We start from the raw sequence: 17,938 nt of genomic DNA, 5'->3' as shown, positions 1-17,938 counted from the left end.
TAATGATCAAATAAGAAACAAAGGAGAATTACTATGAACATACTGATCGTTGAGGACGACCGTAGTTTAAATAAAGGGATCGCTCTCACTCTTTCTCAAAACAATGTCATGATCCATCAAGCCTACGATATTGCCGCGGCGGAGCATATTTTCGCAGTTAACCCTATTGATCTCATCATTCTGGACATCAATCTGCCAGACGGAAGTGGGCTGGACTATTGCGAGCAACTTCGCAAGACCTCACGCGTACCCATTATTTTCCTAACCGCCAATGATATGGAGTCCGACATTATCACCGGTTTTGCATTGGGGGGCGATGACTATATCACTAAACCATTCAGCCTAATGGTGCTTCGCGCCAGAGTAATGGCAGTGCTCAGAAGAACGGAATCACTAGGGACTGGAAAAATAACATTGGGTCCCTTAGAACTCGATTTTGAGAAACTGGAGTACAGCAAAAATAAACAATCGCTCCAGCTGAGCAAAACTGAGCAAAAACTGCTGCGGCTGCTGGTGACGAATACGGGCAATATTTTGACCCGAGAACAGCTGATAGACAAGATCTGGAGCAAGGATGCCGAATTTGTGGATGAAAACGCATTGACAGTAGCCATCAAACGGCTGCGTGCTAAACTTGAGGATGACCCGGCAGCACCCAAATATATCAAGACCATTTACGGACTTGGATACATGTGGACTGAAGGGCAAAAACCATGAAAACCAATAGCCCACCTGCTAATTTCAAGCAAATTCATAGGCTCTTTTTACTGATCATCCTTATACTAGTGGCCTGTTTTATCGGCAGTATAATGTTTCTGTACGGGTTCGACCCCACTCTGCTCCAACTGACTTCTCTATTTATCATCTGTATATTAGCTACAGGAGCCGTATGGGTCTGGTTATGGAACCGCCAGATCGCAATCTATATACAGACCTTGGATACTGCGATTGAACGGGCTATACATGACCTGCCGCCACTCACTAACTATGAAGAAACCGCTCTGTCTTCGATGGAACATAAACTAAAGCGGTATATAGGGATGGCTAAGGCGAATGAACGAAATATTCAAACAGAGAAAAACAAAATAAAAGAGCTGATCTCGGATATCTCCCATCAAACCAAGACCCCCCTCTCTAATATCATGGTATTCAGTCAGTTGCTCGAAGAGATGCCCGGACTAAATGAGAATGTCCGGCACTACATACAGCATATTAAAGCGCAGTCAGATAAGTTGGATTGGCTGATCCAGTCTCTAATCAAATTATCACGTTTGGAAACAGGAATGATCTCCCTACAGCAGATTGAGGCGAAACCGCTCATACAAACTCTGACGCAGGCTTTATCCCAGATTTATGCACAAGCGGAAAACAAACAAATTACGATCAATATTGACTGCGGGATACACATCTTAGCCTGCCACGATGTCAAATGGACAAGTGAAGCACTATTCAACCTGCTCGAGAATGCTGTGAAGTACACACCACATAACGGACAAATTTCCGTTCTTGCTGAAAGCAACGAGATGTTCACCTGTCTCCACCTTACCGATACTGGACTTGGAATCCCCAGCGAAGAAATCCCTCACATCTTTAAGCGGTTTTACCGAGGAAAGCAAGCGCGTGAATTCGAGGGGGTCGGCATCGGGTTGTTTTTGTCCAGAGAGATTATCACGGCGCAAGGCGGCCATATCAACGTCATTTCTGAAACTGGAAAAGGTACAACCTTCTCTGTTTACCTGCCCCAGCGCTGAAATAGAATGTGTCATTATGGTCAGAATTCAGACACTCTCCTGTCAGATTGATTTGCTACCCTTAAATCATGGACAAACAGATCTCATTGGAGGGGAAGAGTTATGCCGATTCTACAGACTGAAAATTTAAAAAAACACTATGGAAAGGTTGGCGCAAGCGTTAAGGCTTTGGACGGTATATCACTGTCAGTGGATAAAGGGGAGTTTGTCGCCATTGTCGGCACTAGCGGCAGCGGCAAAAGCACCCTTCTTCATATGCTTGGTGGATTAGATCGGGCAACAGAGGGCAAGGTTTACGTGGACGGGAATGATATTTTTGCGATGAGTGATGAGAAGCTGACCATTTTTCGGCGCAGATCGGTGGGGTTTGTTTTTCAGAACTACAATTTGGTACCCATACTAAATGTGCGGGAGAATATTGTGCTGCCCATTGAACTGGACGGTGGCAAAATTGACGAAACTTATCTTGATCTAATCATCCGCACTTTAGGCTTGCAGGAAAAGATGAATACTCTACCTTCTAATCTGTCTGGCGGACAGCAGCAACGGGTGGCAATAGCCAGAGCATTGGCGACCAAACCTTCAATCATCTTAGCAGATGAACCTACAGGTAATCTGGACAGCAAAACAAGCCAAGAAGTGCTGATTTTACTTAAACAGATGAGTGAAAAATTCAACCAAACCATTGTGATGATCACACACAATGAACAAATTGCTCAAACTGCTGACCGTATTATCCGTATTGAAGATGGCGTCATTTTCACTGGACAACTCCGTAGCTCCGGAGTGAGCCAGCCATGATCAGCACGAATAACCATAAGACCATTGCTACTTTAGCCAAAAAAAGCCTCAAAGCCAACCGTGCTCGCAATTTCACTATCATCTGTGCCATCGTACTGACTACGCTTTTGATCACCAGCGTGTTTACCTTGGCGCTCAGTATTAACAAATCGATGCAACGCGCACAAATGCAGACTACCGGCAGCGATTATCATGGAAGCTTCAAATATCTGAATCCTGCCGAGTTGGAGAAGCTGAAGAATCAACCATCCATCAAAGAGTATGGCGTCTTCCTTAAGGTTGGCGATATAAGCACCAGTCTGTTCAAGAATCACCGGGTAGAGGTCCTTCGAATTGACGAGAATTATGCCAAACACGGTTTTATCAACTTTATAGCCGGCGGACTGCCCTCCCAAGAGAATGAAATCGTCCTAAATACTTGGGCGCTTGACTTGCTAGGAGCAAAACATGAGTTAGGCCAGACTGTGAAGCTGGATATAGACATTGGTGAAAAAGTCATAAGCCAAGACTTTAAGCTCTCCGGATATTACGAAACCGATCAAAATTTGGCGATGTCAGGATTGGCTTTTGTATCCGAAGCATTTACACAGAAGAACATTTCCCATATTGACCCGGACATCTCTGAAGCAACGGGTTCTTATGTGAACACCGCAGGTCTAGGGGTGATGTTTAATAATTCTTATAATATTGAACAGAAGGTACAAAAGATTTTGACGGACACCGGCCTGGATGTACCTTATGGTGTCAATCCGGCTTATACAAGTGTTTCTCTCTCCGATAATCTACTGAATATCATTCCTTATGCAGTTGTCATTCTTATCACCATGCTGAGCGGCTATTTACTAATCTACAATATCTTTTTTATTTCCGTCGTGCGGGATGTCAAATTTTACGGGCTGCTAAAGACCATCGGTACCACACCCCGACAACTGAAAAAGATCATCTCCATTCAGGCCCGGTCACTTTATCTCGTCGCATTGCCTTTTGGATTGGGGTTCGGGTATCTGCTAGGTCTGCTGATTCTCCCTATGGCCTCCTCATTTTTAAACGGTTCTACTGATAATGTCTATTCTGCTAGCCCGTGGATATTTATTGGTGCAGCAGCATTCTCGTTTATGACAGTATGGATCGCCGCAAGCAAACCGGGCCGAATGGCTTCGCGAACCTCGCCGGTAGAGGCTGTAAAATTTGCCGGAGTCAGCAGCGGTGGAAAACGGAATGCCAAAAAATCAAAACATGGCGCAAAACTTCACAACATGGCGTTCTCCAACCTGTTCAGAAGCAAAAAGAAGCTGATCCTGATGCTCTCTTCACTCTCCTTGAGTATCATCTTGTTCAGTACCATTTTTACAGTAATTTCCTCACTGGATGTGAATAAATATCTGCGTGCCTTTATCTCCGGTGATTTTGTGGTTCAGAATGAAGTGCTAGTCAGTATTACAGGGCCTCGAGACGGTGATCCATATAAGCTTTCAGAGGAATTCGCCAACAATCTAAGTAAAATTGACGGTGTAGAAACTGTTGATAAGGTTTACCACAGATATGTTCCATCTCCTGTCGATGATGCTGTCCGGGCTATTTTGGAGCCAATGGCAGCTGCTGACCCACATCCTTATCTTCTCTCCACTTTAGAAAAGGTGGGGATGGTCTACAATCATTTATATGGATTAGATCCGGGCTGGTATGATCTTGTGGACAAGGATATTATTGAAGGGGAGTTTAACAGGCAGAAGTTTGCTTCAGGAAAATATGCGGTCATATCTGAGGCCATGTTTATAGAAGAAGATAGCTACCGCACCTATTATCATCCTGGAGATACAGTCACTTTCGAGAAGTCGGGTAAATCTTATGAAGTGATGGCAGTAGTAAAACATGATGCAGTATATGCTGCCACAACAAAATCTTACTCTATGTTAGGTTACAACATCTTCCTCCCTGCTTCGGAGCTGCAGAAGGAAATGCCGAAGGGTACAGATCCAGCCAATATCGTTTCAGCCACACTACATGTCGATCCGACTAAGCTGGACCAGGTAGAACAAGTGGTCAAAGCTTTAACAGATTCAACTGATGAATTAACTTTAAAATCAAGGGAGGATTACAAGGATGAGCTCGGTGGATTCATTCGCATTTTTCAAACCGTCGGGTATGGGCTTAGCCTGGTCATTGCTCTAATCGGGGTGCTGAATTATATCAACACTGTACTCACCGGGGTAGTCTCCCGCCGGAATGAACTTGCCATGCTGGAGAGTATTGGCATGACTAAAAAGCAGCTAAAACGTATGCTGATCCTTGAAGGATTCTACACCGTTTTGCTAACCGTCCTCATAACCTCAACATTAGGTGTATTGCTGACCTATAACCTTTCCAAAAGCATCACGGATAATATGGCCTTTATGGTATTTCAGATGAGTTGGCTGCCGTTTATCCTCACCGTTCCTATTTTGTTAATTCTCGCTTACACAGTGACACTGAGAGCCTATAAAACGTTATCCCAAGCATCCATTGTGGAACGGCTGAGAGAAGCCGAGTAATGTAAGACACACCTAAATACTCCTATTACAAAAAGGGCAGCCCGGTAAATATCGCCGGGCTGCCCTTTTTTATAGATCCATATTCAGCTTATTTAAACGCAGGCAACGCAATATCCGCGTAATTATCCTCAAGGAACTTCTTCACTTCAGGACCGCTGATCCGTTTAGCCAGCTTTTGAATGGCGTCAGAGTCCTTGTTATCTTCACGTGCCACCAAAGTAATTGTGAATTCGGAATCTTCGCCTTCCGTAATCAGTGCATCTTTCTTCGGTGTCAATCCTAGTGGGCTCGCATAAGCCGGAGTCATGGCTACCAGATCGCCATCATCAAGCATACGGGCCAGCATTAGGAGATCGACTTCTTCAAACTTGAATTTCTTTGGATTTTCAGTAATGTCTGCTTGTGTGGCTTGAATGCCTACGCCTTCTTTTAGCTTAATAAGATCAGCTGCAGCGAACATTTGCAATGAACGGCCGATGTTAGATGGATCATTAGCCATTACAAGCGTAGCCCCTTCAGGAAGATCAGCTATAGTCTTGTAACGTTTGGAGTATCCGCCATAAATAGCGTCATAAACAGGCTGTACCTCTACCAGATTAGAACCTTTGCTTTCATTATATTGCTTCATATAAGGAACGTGCTGGAAAAAGTTAGCGTCTACTTCTTTATTAGCCAACGCCTCATTAGGCTGCACATTATCAGAGAGAACAACGATCTCCAGATCAATGCCATCTTCCTTCAGGAGCGGCTTCACAATATCCAGAATTTCTGTCATAGGTGGGATCAGTGTAGCGATCTTTAATTTGGTTAACTCATCATTACTACCTTTTGCAGCATTGTTCTCGGCTGCTTTATTAGAGCCACAACCCGCTACGACCAATACCATTAATGTAAGCACAAGTATCATTGATTTTTTCATTAGTACTACTAACCCCCAGTTTATATATTGAACTATTTTGTATTACCGCTTATCCAACAGCCTTGCGATAGTCCCCCCGGTGAACTGAACCAATTGGACTAATACAATCATCACTAGAATGGCATAGATCATCACTTCCGTCTCAAAACGCTGATAACCATAACGGATAGCGAAATCACCAACCCCTCCCCCACCAACAACTCCCATCACGGTCGAGAAGGAGATAAAGCTAATTGTAGAAGTAGTAAGTCCAAGGACTAGACCCGAACGAGCTTCCACATACAGAAATTTAAAGATCAAGCCCAGCTTCGAGGCTCCCATCGATAATGCTGCTTCAATGACCCCTTTAGGAACCTCCAGCAACGACTGCTCCACTAACCGAGCATAATAGGCAATAGCGATTATAGATAATGGAACCGCTGCTGCAATCGTACCAATGGCGGTCCCGACCAGGAAACGAGTGACTGGAATTAGCGCAACGACCAGCAGCAGGAACGGAAAAGAGCGGATAATATTAACGATACTGTTGAGCACCAGAGACAACGTTGTATTCTCATAAAGCTGCCCTTTTCGGAAAAAAAACAACAAGGTACCCAGTGGAAGCCCCAGTAGCACGGCCGCTCCAACAGAAATACCAACCATCACAAAGGTTTCACCAATCGAATCCCACATCTGTGCCTGATATTGAAGTACACTATCAAACATGATCTTCCCCCGCTTTACCAAGAATCTGATCGCGGTATGTCCCGGTACTGGCTGCCGCTGGACGGAATTCACCGTCTTCACGAGAGAACGAATCTACAATGCGCCCTTTTTCCATCACCGATACATGAGTACATATGCTTTTAACAACATCCATCTCATGCGTAACAATGACAACCGTTACTCCAAGACTTGAATTCACATGCTTCAGCACGTTCAAGATATCTGTAGTGGTTCCTGGGTCCAGGGAGGACGTTGGCTCGTCACACAGTAATATTCCCGGACTGTTCGCTAGTGCGCGGGCAATCGCAACACGCTGACGTTGTCCTCCGCTGAGCTGTGCCGGATATTGTTTTGCCCTATCTGCCAGTCCAACAAAATCCAGACACTCCTTCACACGCTTCATTCGTTCATGCTTTGGGACATCTGCCAGCTCCAGCGGGATCGAAACATTCCGCTCTACAGTGACGTTATAAACAAGATTAAATTGTTGAAAGATCATTCCAATCTTTTGCCTTGCATTACGCAGTGCTTTACTAGGCATTTCGGTCAGGTTGTGGCCATCTACGGTAACCGTTCCCTCATCCGGCTGTTCCAGAAGATTCATCAGTCGCAGCAGCGTAGATTTCCCCGCACCACTCTCACCAATGATCCCATGAATGGATCCCTGCTTTACCTCCAGCGATACCTCATCTACAGCCTGATAGATGCCTTCCTTCAGCTTGAACCCTTTACTTACCCGACTCAGCGACAGTATTAGAAGCTCCCCCTTCCTTTCCCTTATATAATGAACCTCCATCAAGTGAGACATTGTATTACAATTTTCTAAAATCTGTTTTATTAAAAATCTCCTTAAATAATAAGACATTTCTTCTGCTGTGTCATCATTTTTCTTTAAATGATATACCAGGAAGATTGATGAAAACCTAAAAACCCTTTATACCGGGCTCTTTTTACACATTTATTAATAAAATAAAAAAGGGTAGCAAAGATAATCCTGCCCTCTTGAAATCATGATTCTCCTATTGCCCCACCACTAAACGCTCCACTGTTAATATAGCCATATTTGGTTTTTTTAAGTGTATGAAATGCAGTTAAAGCTACATTTGGTTGCTTGGAGTGTGATTAAAGACCTGCTGTTACGCAAAAAAGGATGTCTAAGCCAATAGCTTAAGACATCCCATAATTCATATAGTAATCCCTGAATCCCTGATCTATCGAGTCCCATACTCGCTAAATCTTTTATGCCTTTTCGCCAAGCTCTCTGCGAATCTTCAAGAACACTTGGTAGCTGCGTTCCGCACATTCCGAAATCGCTATCGGATGAAATCCGGGCAGATCGGCATATAACGTATCGTGAAGCGGTTCGATCCATGAAGCCGGCAACTTACTTGCTCCAAGCTTCGCTCCCATAATTGAGCCCACAGTAGCCCCGTTACAGTCTGTATCCATCCCACCGTATACGGAAGTAACGACTGTTTTTTCAAAATCATTCCCGCCATAAACAAGCGACGCAGCTACAAGAGCAGCATTATTATTTGTATGGACCGCATCATAGTGACTAAAAGTATCCCAAATGTTACGAACCAACTCCCGCTCACTTTTGGCCTTCTGCGCAATATCTATCCCCCGCAAAACATCACTGGCCAGACGACTGGTACGCGGAATCTCGCTAAGGCCAATCTCTAGGATCCGTTCATTATCCTTCTCTGCAAAAGCTGCCGATATCATCGCCGCATTCAACATCTCACCGTAGATGCCATTTTTCACATGTGAAAATGAAGCGTCGCGCCAGCCTAGTTCTGCCGCAAGCTCAGGATAACCTGCTGCGCCATAAGCCAGTCCATCTGCGCGTATAGCGGCACCAATCCACTCGCGGTAAGGGTTTAAGTGCATCCGCACTCTTTCCTGCCGCACCAGCCAATCCGCAGGCTTCTCGCCATGCAGATGAGAGGTCTCCTGCGCAAAATTCATATATGACTGTGTCTCCGCCGTGCACACCTGACTATATGTTAAATGTGTATGCCACAGCTTTCCGATATCCCAAGAATCCCAGTTCAGACCCTTCTGCTCCAGCAGCATAAGACCCAGGACAGTGTAGCGAATATCGTCATCGCTTTCCATATACTTGATCGTCTCGCGGGTACTCGCATGTGTCCATTCACTTAAGCCAAGACCATATTCAGCCTCTGCCCGTGAATGCCCAGGCGTATAGCCAGTAATTGGCCAGGCGTCCGCACCCTGAAACCATAGCTCAATATTCTCCCAGCCCGGACGGCCATCTTTCCCATAGAGATAGTCCCAATACTCCAGCGGTTTCCCGAGTGCGCAGCCGACACTTCTACCGAGCCAGGCTCCATAGAACTTATCTCTCCATTCCGCCTCGCTCCAGTCCGCCTCAAGCTTACGTGGGCCTTCTGGACGTAGATGACGAATCTCCTCCAGAGAGGATGGCTCTTGATACGGAAAATCCTCACTGATCGTAAGCTCCATTAGCTCATTGTATACCTGCATCAGCTTGAGCTCATCGTCACCAGCAGCCGCTAGCTTATCCGCAAAACCCTCAATCAGACAACCTTCTTCTCCACGCTGAGCAATTTCAAACTGCACGGTCTCTTGAAGTCTCTCCCATCCTGCCATAGGCTACTTCCCTTCAGCCGCTAGCAGCAGCTCTTGATCAAGCTTTTCCAGTGAATCAAAGATCAGCTTCATAAATGCTTCCCGGTCAACGCCCACCAATACTTGCACATTCGCTGGACGATCCGTCTTCTTCCGTCTGTCTGCAACTGTCATTCCCCGCGTCAGCTTGCCTTCTGTCTCCACCGTTACATATAGATGCTCAGATTCAAATAGTTCCGGATGCAGCAGCCAGGCAACAGCACATGGATCATGCAGCGCACTGCCGACATAGCCCATTTTTTTGCCGTAAATCGAATAGAAATCCAGCAATTCTCCGACCATTGTAGACACTGGTCCCCGCTCTTTCAATGCTAGGATCTCATCTTCAAAAATAGCAGCCTTATCGGTCACATCCAGACCACTCATTGTGATCGGAATCCCCGACTCAAACACAATACGGGCTGCTTCAGGATCTACATAGATATTAAACTCCGCAGTAGAGGTGACATTCCCGTAAGAGATACCTCCCCCCATCAGTGAGATTTTTTCAATTCTGTCTTTAATCTCTGGATAAGCCGTGATTAGCAGTGCGATATTTGTTAAAGGAGCCATCGGCACGAGCGTAATCTTCTCCTCTGAAGAACGGATGATATTCAGCATAAACTCCACAGCACCCTGCTCTACAGGGCGGAATTTACTTGGAGGCAAAAGTGGCCCATCCATACCCGATTCACCATGCGCTTCCTCACCTGTAACAAGCTTGCCGAACAGTGGGCCAGCAGCCCCTTTAGCTACAGGAATGTCAGCATTCACGAAGCTGATCACCTTCAGGGCGTTTTCCGTGATTTTATCTAAAATTTGGTTTCCACCAACCGTTGTAATCCCGCGCAGATCTAACTTCTCCGAATTTGCTATGGCAAGCAGTATCGCTATTGCGTCATCATGCCCTGGATCGCAGTCAATAATAATAGGTGTTGGCATAGGTACTCACTCCTTGTCTGTGTATCAATCATTTCAATCGCTATTTAACTAGCGGGCTTTTAAGTTTTTTATTCTTTTTTCGTGTCTCAGATACTGCGTAGATCACAAGTCCAATTACTGTGGCTACATAAGGAAGAGTGGCGATTAGCTCCGCAGGAATCTTCAACACCTGTAGCGCATTCGACAATGCATCTGCAGTACCAAATAATAAAGAGGTCAGCGCCGTGCCTACGGTCGTACTTCTTCCCATCGACTCAGCGGCAATGGCAATCCAGCCCCGGCCAGCGATCATATCGCGGGTAAACAGTGACAAATACCCCATCGACATATAAGCACCGCCTAAACCGGCAAAAAATCCGCTAAGCAGCAAAGCCATATACTGTATTTTTACAACACTTACACCCACGGATTGAGCCGCATGTGGATTTTCACCCACTGAACGAATGCGCAGTCCAAGCGGTGTACGGTTTAATAGATAGTAGACAACAAACACAGCCAATATAGAAACATACGTCAGAATGTGATGCCCCGATAAAATAGGTCCAAGCACCGGGATATCCTTCAACAAAGGAATCTGGACACTAGGTAGAACTTTACTCGCCAGCGAAGTGGAAGAACCCTTGTCGCCACTAAGCAGATAGAGGATAAACACAGTGCCTCCCGAAGCGAACATATTAATGGCCACACCCCCGAGAATGATATGTGTTTTGAATTTCAGGGTGAAAAAAGCTAATATTCCAGCGATCAATGTTCCAGACAGCACCGCCCCAAGCAGACCTACCCATGCGCTATGTGTATAGCTGCTTATGATGACACCCGCTAAAGCGGCAACAAGCATGATGCCCTCCATCCCAATGTTAATGATCCCTGCACGGTTGGAGATGAGTGCGCCGAGCGCGGCAAACAGAATCGGAGTCGTCACGCGAAGGACAGAGAACGCAAAGTCAGTTGTAAAAATCACATCAAACAAACTATTCACGCTTCCTTCGCCTCCTTCAAGAGCATCCGATTTTTCCAGAACTTCAGAAATTGCTCAGCCGAAATCAGAAGAATGATAATTGCCTGTATAATTGAGATCATCTCTGAAGGTACATCAGACAGACGCGCCATCATGTCAGCCCCAATTCGAATGTACGCTAGGAATAATGCAGAGCCGATTACGGACAGCGGATTATTTTTGGCTAACATCGCTACAAGGGCACCATCCAAACCATAACCAGGCAGTGACGTCCATTGGAAACGGTTATACATCCCCAGCACTTCTACGGAGCCCCCCATACCTGCGATAAAACCTGCAATCAAGTGGACGAGAATAATAACCTTGGCTGTCTTCATACCGGAATAACGGGCAAAGTCCCGGTTGATGCCTGTCATGCGCAGCTCATATCCCCATTTCGTTTTGTATAGGAATAGATGAGCTGCAGTAATAAGCACGATAACGATAATAAGACCGGTATGAATACGGGTGCCCGAGACCATTTTACTCAGCAGTGCCGTTTTCTCGAATTTGTAGGATACATTGGCAAAAGCTTTAGCATCACGCAGATGATAGTTCAGTAGGTATAGCCCTACTCCGAACAAAATATTATTGAACATTAAGGATGTAACCAACTCATTAGCATTCCATTTTGCCTTCAGAATACCAGGTATTGCCGAGAGCAACGCTCCTACAATTGAACCTGCAGCAATAGCTACCATCGGATGCAGCCAGCCGTCCAGCGTTAAATGAATAGCCAATACGGAAGTTACAACACCGGAGAAATAGAAAATCCCTTCAGCTCCCAGGTTGAACATATTGGCTCGAAACAACAAGGATACTGCCAACCCAGTGAACATGAGCGGAATCGCCATCTCAATCACATTACCAATATGACCTTTACTGGATAACGGCTCTAATAGGAATATACCAATCGTCTTCACAGGCTGATTACTGACCAAAGAGATGATCAGAAAGGCAATAGCGAGTGCAATAACGATTACCGCCGATGTCCGAATGTACTCAAAATATTTAACTTTAAACATGATTTACGGCCCTCCCGATGTGCTCCTCGTCCTGTCGATGAATCCCCAGCATATAAAGACCTAATTCTTCCTCACTAACCTTAGATGGCTCCTCGAAAAAGGCAACAATCTTACCCTCGTACATTACTAACAGACTATCGCTGATCTCCAAGATCTCATTCAAATCTGCCGACACTAGCAAAATCGCGCAATCGTCTGAACGTAATTCCAACAACTTTTGATGTATGAACTGGGCTGCGCCTATATCCACACCCCGTGTCGGCTGTTCTGCAATAAGCAGCTGCGGTTCAGTCGAACACTCTCTAGCTACGACTACCTTCTGCATGTTACCACCTGACAACATTCCTATGGGCTGAGAAGGTCCTGAACAGCGGACTTTAAATTCCTCTACAAGGGATACTGCTAGCTTGGCAATTCGTGAGCCATTCAAAAAAAGACCTTTATTCATTGCTTTTGTACGATACTGAGTAGATAGCAGATTATCAGCTATGCTTGCTTCACTAGCGATCCCTTGCCGCATCCGATCCTCCGGTATATAGGAAACGCCTAGCTTACGAATATCCAAAATATCCGATTCACGGATATCCTTTCCCTTCACTAGTACAGAACCCTGACTTGAGACACCTCTCAAGCTACCTGTAAGAGCTTCAATGAGCTGTGTCTGCCCGTTGCCTTCTACACCAGCAATTCCAACGATCTGCCCACCACGTACCGCAAAATTGATATCCGACAATAATGCTTTGCCATCTGCATCATTCACACCGAGTCCCTGCACCGTTAGTACTGGCTCACTAACAGCCAGAATCTCTTTGTCATATTTCAGCACGACATCTCTGCCGACCATTAACCGCGAGATTTCCTGTTCTGTCACATCCTGTGTTTGAAAAACACCTTCACTACGGCCGCTGCGCATAATCGTAATTCTGTCGCAAATCGCTTTGACTTCCTTTAATTTGTGCGAAATAAAAACTATCGTATGGCCCTGTTCCCTTAATTGCTTAAGTTCGCGGAACAATTCCTCTGTTTCCTGTGGAGTCAACACCGCAGTTGGCTCATCAAGCACCAGAATTTTCGCACCACGCAGCAGCGCCTTAAGAATCTCAACCTTTTGCTTCATCCCAACTGTAAGATCCTCTACTTTTGCCTTTGGATCCACGGCCAGATTGTATTTCCTTGCGGTCTCTTCCGTCATGCGCACAGCCTCGGCATAATTAATGCCAACTCCTCTGCGCGGCTCCATACCCAGCACCATATTCTCTGCCACCGTAAAAGAAGGTACCAACATGAAATGCTGGTGGACCATGCCGATGCCTCTATCAATGGCGTCCTGAGCGGATTGCAGCTTTACTTTTTCACCCTTGATATAGATCTCGCCTTCACTTGGCTCTTCCATGCCGAACATAATCTTCATTAAAGTCGATTTACCTGCACCGTTCTCACCTGCAATCGCATGTATTTCTCCCTCACGTAAAGAAAAATGCACGTCTTTATTTGCAACGACGCCATTGGGATATACCTTGGTAATTCCCCGCATTTCCAGCAGAGCTGTGTACATAGGTCTCAACGCCTTTCAACTTGGAGGTCTGCAAAAATATACAGCTGGAATTCCCCTGACTAGAAGAATCTCCAACTGTAGGTTTATCTCTATAGAACTGATCTTAAGATTTAAAGCTTAAGGCTTAACTGCGTTACGAATAGCTTCTACCTCTGCGGTTTCCATCCCCATCGCATTATCCACTTTAATTTCTTTATTGATCAGCTTTTGCTTCACTTCTTCAACCTTGGCCTGAAGATCAGCCGGGAATACATTTTTATAAATATCATTCTCAGCAATACCTACACCATCATCTACAAAGCTCAATACATCACGTTTGCCCATTTCTAGCGTACCCTCTTGCAATCTCTTCACTGCACCTAGAATAGCCGTATCAATCTTTTTAATAGATGAAGTAACGATTAGATTTGCTTTTTCACTATCCGTATCGTTAATCAACATTGCCTGATCGGAGTCTACACCAATTGCATATTTTTTCTTCTCTTTAGCTGCGTCAAAGATCCCAAGACCTGTACCCCCAGCCACGTTAAAAATAACATCCACACCGGAGTTATATTGAATTAGAGACAGCTCCTTACCTTTTGCCGGGTTAACAAAATCACCAGCGTACGACACAGCAACTTTTACATCAGGATCAACGTACTGAGCACCTTGAATGTAACCGACCAAGAAAGCATTAATCCCCGGAATATCCATACCGCCGACAAACCCAATCACATTCTCAGGGGTAGCATTCGGCATATCCGATTGTGTAGCTAATGCTGCTACGGCACCTGCCAAGAAAGATACTTCATTTGTCGCATAAGACATGTTGTACATGTTATCTGGTGCTTCATCGATGTCAGTATCATAATTAATGAATTTTTTGTCTGGATACAATTCTGCCGTTGCATTAAACATCTCTGTAATTTCAGAACCGCCAGAAATAATTACATCCCAATCCTCGGAAGCGATATCGTTAAATGTAGGCTCCCATTTCGTTTTATCAACGCCCATTTCAACAACCTTTGTTACTGCACCAAGTTCATCCTTAACCTTTTGCAAGCCGTTATTAGCGGAATCAAAAAATGATTTATCCCCAAGTGTCCCCGGAATCAGCAATACAACCTTGAGTTTATCCCCTGCACCTGTTTCTCCACCCTCAGCAGCGTTTGATCCAGTATTCGCAGAAGAACCGTTATTGGACGTGTTATTCCCACATGCTGTGACCAGAACCATCACCATTAATAACAACAAAGAAAGAACTTTTTTATTCATTACTCTATTCCACCCCTAATTTTAGTTGGTTAGTAATCCGCAGAATCCCATCTTCACCCATTGTATAATTCACGGTTCAAATGGAAATTCTCTTTTTTCCAAATAAAGTATCATTAAAAGTAATAAATTTAACGTTTAGGCTCAAAAATAGCAATAAAAATACCATTATTATTAATAATCCGCTTTATTTCCGAACGAGATGGCCAGTCAGGTTGCGAACTTTCGGATTTATTGATACGATCATAACAAATATTATTAAAAATAATTATATGATTTCGGTCATAGTTTTGTACGATTCGGCTAAAACATAAGTATTGGAGGATCATCATGGATCGTGTTCTATATATTGTAAGTGCCACACATGAGCTAAATACTTATATCCCTCCACACCAGCATGAATGCTACGAACTAGTCTATTATTTACAGGGGGTAGGGACAACCAATGTTGGCCCACGAAGTTACCATTTTCGCTCCTCTTCTTTCGCGCTTGTGCCACCCAATCATAAACATGACGAGCACCACCGTGAGGATGCAAATGTATTATTTGTAGGCTTCCACTCGGAACACCCTAATATGAGTAATCTGCTCGGCATATATGAAGATGATAAAGATCAGACCGTTCTTCAAATCCTGCTGCGAATGAAAGCAGAGTTTACACGCAAGCAAGACGGATTCTCTGAGCTTCTAAACCTACAAATGAGCGAGATTACCGTCCATCTTATGAGGCTTCTTAGTGCCTCTGGATATCAATCCCCAACAGAAGATCGAGTACAATATGTCCTTAATTATATGAATGAGCATTATCGCCATAAATTGTCCGTCGAAACACTATCAGAAATGTCCGGATATAGTTACGATCGTTTTCGCCATCTATTTAAAGAACGTTTCGGGTCTTCACCCCTGCGGTATTTGCTGTTAAAACGCCTGGATTATGCAAAGTCTCTATTACGTCATACTCAGATGCAAATCTCTGAAGTATCCGCTGCTGCAGGTTTTGTGAACGATGCCCAATTCTGCAATATGTTTAAACGAGAAATAGGTCTTACTCCGCGAGCATTCCGCATTAATAATCAATCAGGTTAATCACTAATCAGATTAAAAAAAGCCGTTGAAATAGAGAAACTCTCTATTCAACGGCTTACTGCTGTAAACCCAAGGACATAAAGAAAAAAGGTTTGTAAGAATGCTTTTATAAGCAGTCTTACAAACCTTTTTAAGATACCGGCGAGAGGACTCGAACCTCCACGGTTTCCCACTCGATTTTGAGTCGAGCGCGTCTGCCATTCCGCCACGCCGGCACATATGAACTAAATGGAGGCGCCACCCAGATTTGAACTGGGGATAAAGCTTTTGCAGAGCTTTGCCTTACCACTTGGCTATGGCGCCATGAAAACTTGGAGCGGACGACGGGAATCGAACCCGCGACCCTCGCCTTGGCAAGGCGATGCTCTACCGCTGAGCCACGTCCGCATAAAATGGCTGGGGATATAGGATTCGAACCTATGAGTGACGGAGTCAAAGTCCGTTGCCTTACCGCTTGGCTAATCCCCAATAACATTTTAAAGTAAAATGGGGCGACTGATGGGTCTCGAACCCACGAATGCCGGAACCACAATCCGGTGCGTTAACCCCTTCGCCACAGTCGCCATATTAAGTTGATATTGTTGCCATTATTCATTTTAAAGTAAATGGGGCGGCCGATGGGTCTCGAACCCACGAATGCCGGAACCACAATCCGGTGCGTTAACCCCTTCGCCACGGCCGCCATATTAAACTTTAGAAAGAACTTGGCAGGGGCAGCAGGAATTGAACCCACACCAACGGTTTTGGAGACCGTTGTTCTACCTTTAAACTATGCCCCTAAAAACTGGTGGAGGATGATGGATTCGAACCACCGAACACTCACGTGAGCAGATTTACAGTCTGATGCGTTTGGCCACTTCGCTAATCCTCCAAGGATGGTGCCGGCGAGAGGACTTGAACCCCCAACCTACTGATTACAAGTCAGTTGCTCTACCAATTGAGCTACACCGGCATGGCACTCATTCTTTTGTGATGATAAATGGTGGCTCGGGACGGAATCGAACCGCCGACACGAGGATTTTCAGTCCTCTGCTCTACCGACTGAGCTACCGAGCCATGATGAAAATGGCGGAACCGACGGGATTCGAACCCGCGATCTCCTGCGTGACAGGCAGGCATGTTAGGCCAACTACACCACGGTTCCAAAAGATATAATTGCTTAAGTTAATTGGTTGCGGGGGCAGGATTTGAACCTGCGGCCTTCGGGTTATGAGCCCGACGAGCTACCGGGCTGCTCCACCCCGCGTCAGTAAGAAAGTGTTATGGTGGAGGCTGAGGGGATCGAACCCCCGACCCTCTGCTTGTAAGGCAGATGCTCTCCCAGCTGAGCTAAGCCTCCATAAACAACAATTGTTATTGTACCAAAGTCCACTAGGATAAATCAAGTGAAAATTTGGTGACCCGTATGGGATTCGAACCCATGTTACCTCCGTGAAAGGGAGGTGTCTTAACCCCTTGACCAACGGGCCATACTAATTAAAAATTTGTGGCGGAGAGAGAGGGATTCGAACCCTCGAGACGCTTGTGGCGCCTACACGATTTCCAATCGTGCTCCTTCGGCCAAACTCGGACACCTCTCCATATGGCTCCCCGAACAGGACTCGAACCTGTGACAACTCGATTAACAGTCGAGTGCTCTACCAACTGAGCTATCAGGGAATATTCATACCAGGCTTGATGCCTGAAAACTGAATCCGAAACGAATCTGCATTCTACG

The 17,938-nt window shown here is 45.2% G+C and carries 14 protein-coding genes and 16 tRNA genes; 5 read left to right on the top strand and 25 right to left on the bottom strand.

Translation table 11 applies throughout. From position 1 onward, the window contains the following. Positions 1–33 precede the first annotated feature (33 nt). The 4 genes from MHH63_RS01575 (at position 34) to MHH63_RS01560 (ending at position 5,083) form a co-directional block, all read left to right on the top strand. Complete coding sequence (locus MHH63_RS01575) at positions 34–717, top strand: response regulator transcription factor (RefSeq protein WP_076130304.1); 684 nt, start codon at positions 34–36, stop codon at positions 715–717. Beyond that, positions 714–1,751, top strand: coding sequence for a sensor histidine kinase (locus MHH63_RS01570; protein WP_076280288.1), 1,038 nt, complete (start codon positions 714–716; stop codon positions 1,749–1,751). Before MHH63_RS01575 ends, MHH63_RS01570 begins: the two co-directional genes overlap by 4 nt. 102 nt (positions 1,752–1,853) lie before the next feature. Next, the gene (locus MHH63_RS01565) at positions 1,854–2,552 is read left to right on the top strand and encodes an ABC transporter ATP-binding protein (RefSeq protein WP_076184824.1); all 699 of its coding nucleotides are present in this window, start codon (positions 1,854–1,856) and stop codon (positions 2,550–2,552) included. Next, the gene (locus MHH63_RS01560) at positions 2,549–5,083 is read left to right on the top strand and encodes an ABC transporter permease (protein WP_076281978.1); all 2,535 of its coding nucleotides are present in this window, start codon (positions 2,549–2,551) and stop codon (positions 5,081–5,083) included. The genes MHH63_RS01565 and MHH63_RS01560 overlap by 4 nt, the downstream gene beginning before the upstream one ends. 88 nt (positions 5,084–5,171) lie before the next feature. Here the strand turns inward: MHH63_RS01560 and MHH63_RS01555 are convergent, their stop codons facing one another. The 9 genes from MHH63_RS01555 to MHH63_RS01515 all read right to left on the bottom strand — a co-directional run bounded on the left by MHH63_RS01555 (position 5,172) and on the right by MHH63_RS01515 (position 15,138). Beyond that, positions 5,172–6,002: a MetQ/NlpA family ABC transporter substrate-binding protein gene (locus tag MHH63_RS01555; RefSeq protein WP_036685556.1), complete on the bottom strand. Its 831-nt coding sequence runs from the start codon at positions 6,000–6,002 to the stop codon at positions 5,172–5,174. 42 nt (positions 6,003–6,044) lie between these two features. Further along, the gene (locus tag MHH63_RS01550) at positions 6,045–6,707 is read right to left on the bottom strand and encodes a methionine ABC transporter permease (RefSeq protein WP_036685560.1); all 663 of its coding nucleotides are present in this window, start codon (positions 6,705–6,707) and stop codon (positions 6,045–6,047) included. Next, positions 6,700–7,461 carry a methionine ABC transporter ATP-binding protein gene (locus tag MHH63_RS01545; RefSeq protein ID WP_341171982.1) on the bottom strand — a complete coding sequence of 254 codons (762 nt, stop codon included), beginning with the start codon at positions 7,459–7,461 and terminating at the stop codon, positions 6,700–6,702. Before MHH63_RS01545 ends, MHH63_RS01550 begins: the two co-directional genes overlap by 8 nt. A 485-nt stretch (positions 7,462–7,946) precedes the next feature. Then, positions 7,947–9,344, bottom strand: coding sequence for an ADP-ribosylglycohydrolase family protein (locus tag MHH63_RS01540; RefSeq protein ID WP_341171144.1), 1,398 nt, complete (start codon positions 9,342–9,344; stop codon positions 7,947–7,949). Positions 9,345–9,347: 3 nt separating this feature from the next. After that, the gene (locus MHH63_RS01535; RefSeq protein ID WP_076184827.1) at positions 9,348–10,304 is read right to left on the bottom strand and encodes a nucleoside hydrolase; all 957 of its coding nucleotides are present in this window, start codon (positions 10,302–10,304) and stop codon (positions 9,348–9,350) included. Between the two features lie 40 nt (positions 10,305–10,344). Continuing rightward, positions 10,345–11,283, bottom strand: a complete 939-nt coding sequence (locus tag MHH63_RS01530) for an ABC transporter permease (RefSeq protein WP_036685567.1) — start codon at positions 11,281–11,283, stop codon at positions 10,345–10,347. Further along, a complete protein-coding gene (locus tag MHH63_RS01525) occupies positions 11,280–12,326 on the bottom strand; it encodes an ABC transporter permease (RefSeq protein WP_341171143.1) in 1,047 nt (348 codons plus the stop codon). The genes MHH63_RS01530 and MHH63_RS01525 overlap by 4 nt, the downstream gene beginning before the upstream one ends. Beyond that, positions 12,319–13,881, bottom strand: coding sequence for an ABC transporter ATP-binding protein (locus tag MHH63_RS01520; RefSeq protein ID WP_076130297.1), 1,563 nt, complete (start codon positions 13,879–13,881; stop codon positions 12,319–12,321). Before MHH63_RS01520 ends, MHH63_RS01525 begins: the two co-directional genes overlap by 8 nt. A 117-nt stretch (positions 13,882–13,998) precedes the next feature. After that, entirely contained in the window at positions 13,999–15,138 is a 1,140-nt protein-coding gene (locus MHH63_RS01515; protein ID WP_076184828.1) for a BMP family ABC transporter substrate-binding protein, read from the bottom strand. A 327-nt stretch (positions 15,139–15,465) separates the two neighbouring features. Here MHH63_RS01515 and MHH63_RS01510 point away from each other — a divergent pair, with 327 nt between their 5' ends. Beyond that, entirely contained in the window at positions 15,466–16,221 is a 756-nt protein-coding gene (locus tag MHH63_RS01510) for an AraC family transcriptional regulator (protein ID WP_341171142.1), read from the top strand. 136 nt (positions 16,222–16,357) lie between these two features. Here MHH63_RS01510 and MHH63_RS01505 read toward each other — a convergent pair. The 16 genes from MHH63_RS01505 to MHH63_RS01430 form a co-directional block, all read right to left on the bottom strand. Next, positions 16,358–16,436: transfer RNA gene (locus MHH63_RS01505), tRNA-Leu, on the bottom strand. Between the two features lie 14 nt (positions 16,437–16,450). Further along, a tRNA-Cys gene (locus MHH63_RS01500) sits at positions 16,451–16,524 on the bottom strand. A 9-nt stretch (positions 16,525–16,533) separates the two neighbouring features. Beyond that, positions 16,534–16,608 (bottom strand) — tRNA-Gly (locus tag MHH63_RS01495). A gap of 6 nt (positions 16,609–16,614) precedes the next feature. Then, positions 16,615–16,689: transfer RNA gene (locus tag MHH63_RS01490), tRNA-Gln, on the bottom strand. Positions 16,690–16,708: 19 nt separating this feature from the next. After that, positions 16,709–16,784: transfer RNA gene (locus MHH63_RS01485), tRNA-His, on the bottom strand. Between the two features lie 43 nt (positions 16,785–16,827). Next, positions 16,828–16,903: transfer RNA gene (locus tag MHH63_RS01480), tRNA-His, on the bottom strand. Between the two features lie 23 nt (positions 16,904–16,926). Next, positions 16,927–17,000, bottom strand: a tRNA-Trp gene (locus tag MHH63_RS01475). Between the two features lie 6 nt (positions 17,001–17,006). Next, positions 17,007–17,092: transfer RNA gene (locus MHH63_RS01470), tRNA-Tyr, on the bottom strand. Between the two features lie 5 nt (positions 17,093–17,097). Continuing rightward, positions 17,098–17,173 (bottom strand) — tRNA-Thr (locus MHH63_RS01465). A 28-nt stretch (positions 17,174–17,201) separates the two neighbouring features. Continuing rightward, positions 17,202–17,277 (bottom strand) — tRNA-Phe (locus MHH63_RS01460). Positions 17,278–17,287: 10 nt separating this feature from the next. After that, positions 17,288–17,365 (bottom strand) — tRNA-Asp (locus MHH63_RS01455). A 25-nt stretch (positions 17,366–17,390) separates the two neighbouring features. Further along, positions 17,391–17,467 (bottom strand) — tRNA-Met (locus MHH63_RS01450). A 17-nt stretch (positions 17,468–17,484) separates the two neighbouring features. Then, positions 17,485–17,560, bottom strand: a tRNA-Val gene (locus MHH63_RS01445). A 55-nt stretch (positions 17,561–17,615) separates the two neighbouring features. Then, a tRNA-Glu gene (locus MHH63_RS01440) sits at positions 17,616–17,690 on the bottom strand. An 18-nt stretch (positions 17,691–17,708) separates the two neighbouring features. Then, positions 17,709–17,801, bottom strand: a tRNA-Ser gene (locus MHH63_RS01435). A gap of 3 nt (positions 17,802–17,804) precedes the next feature. Further along, a tRNA-Asn gene (locus MHH63_RS01430) sits at positions 17,805–17,880 on the bottom strand. Between the last annotated feature and the right edge of the window lie 58 nt (positions 17,881–17,938).

The sequence above is a fragment of the Paenibacillus sp. FSL H3-0310 genome (assembly GCF_038002785.1).
Taxonomy (GTDB): Bacteria; Bacillota; Bacilli; order Paenibacillales; family Paenibacillaceae; genus Paenibacillus_AQ; species Paenibacillus_AQ odorifer.
This window is presented reverse-complemented; position numbering and strand designations above follow the sequence as displayed.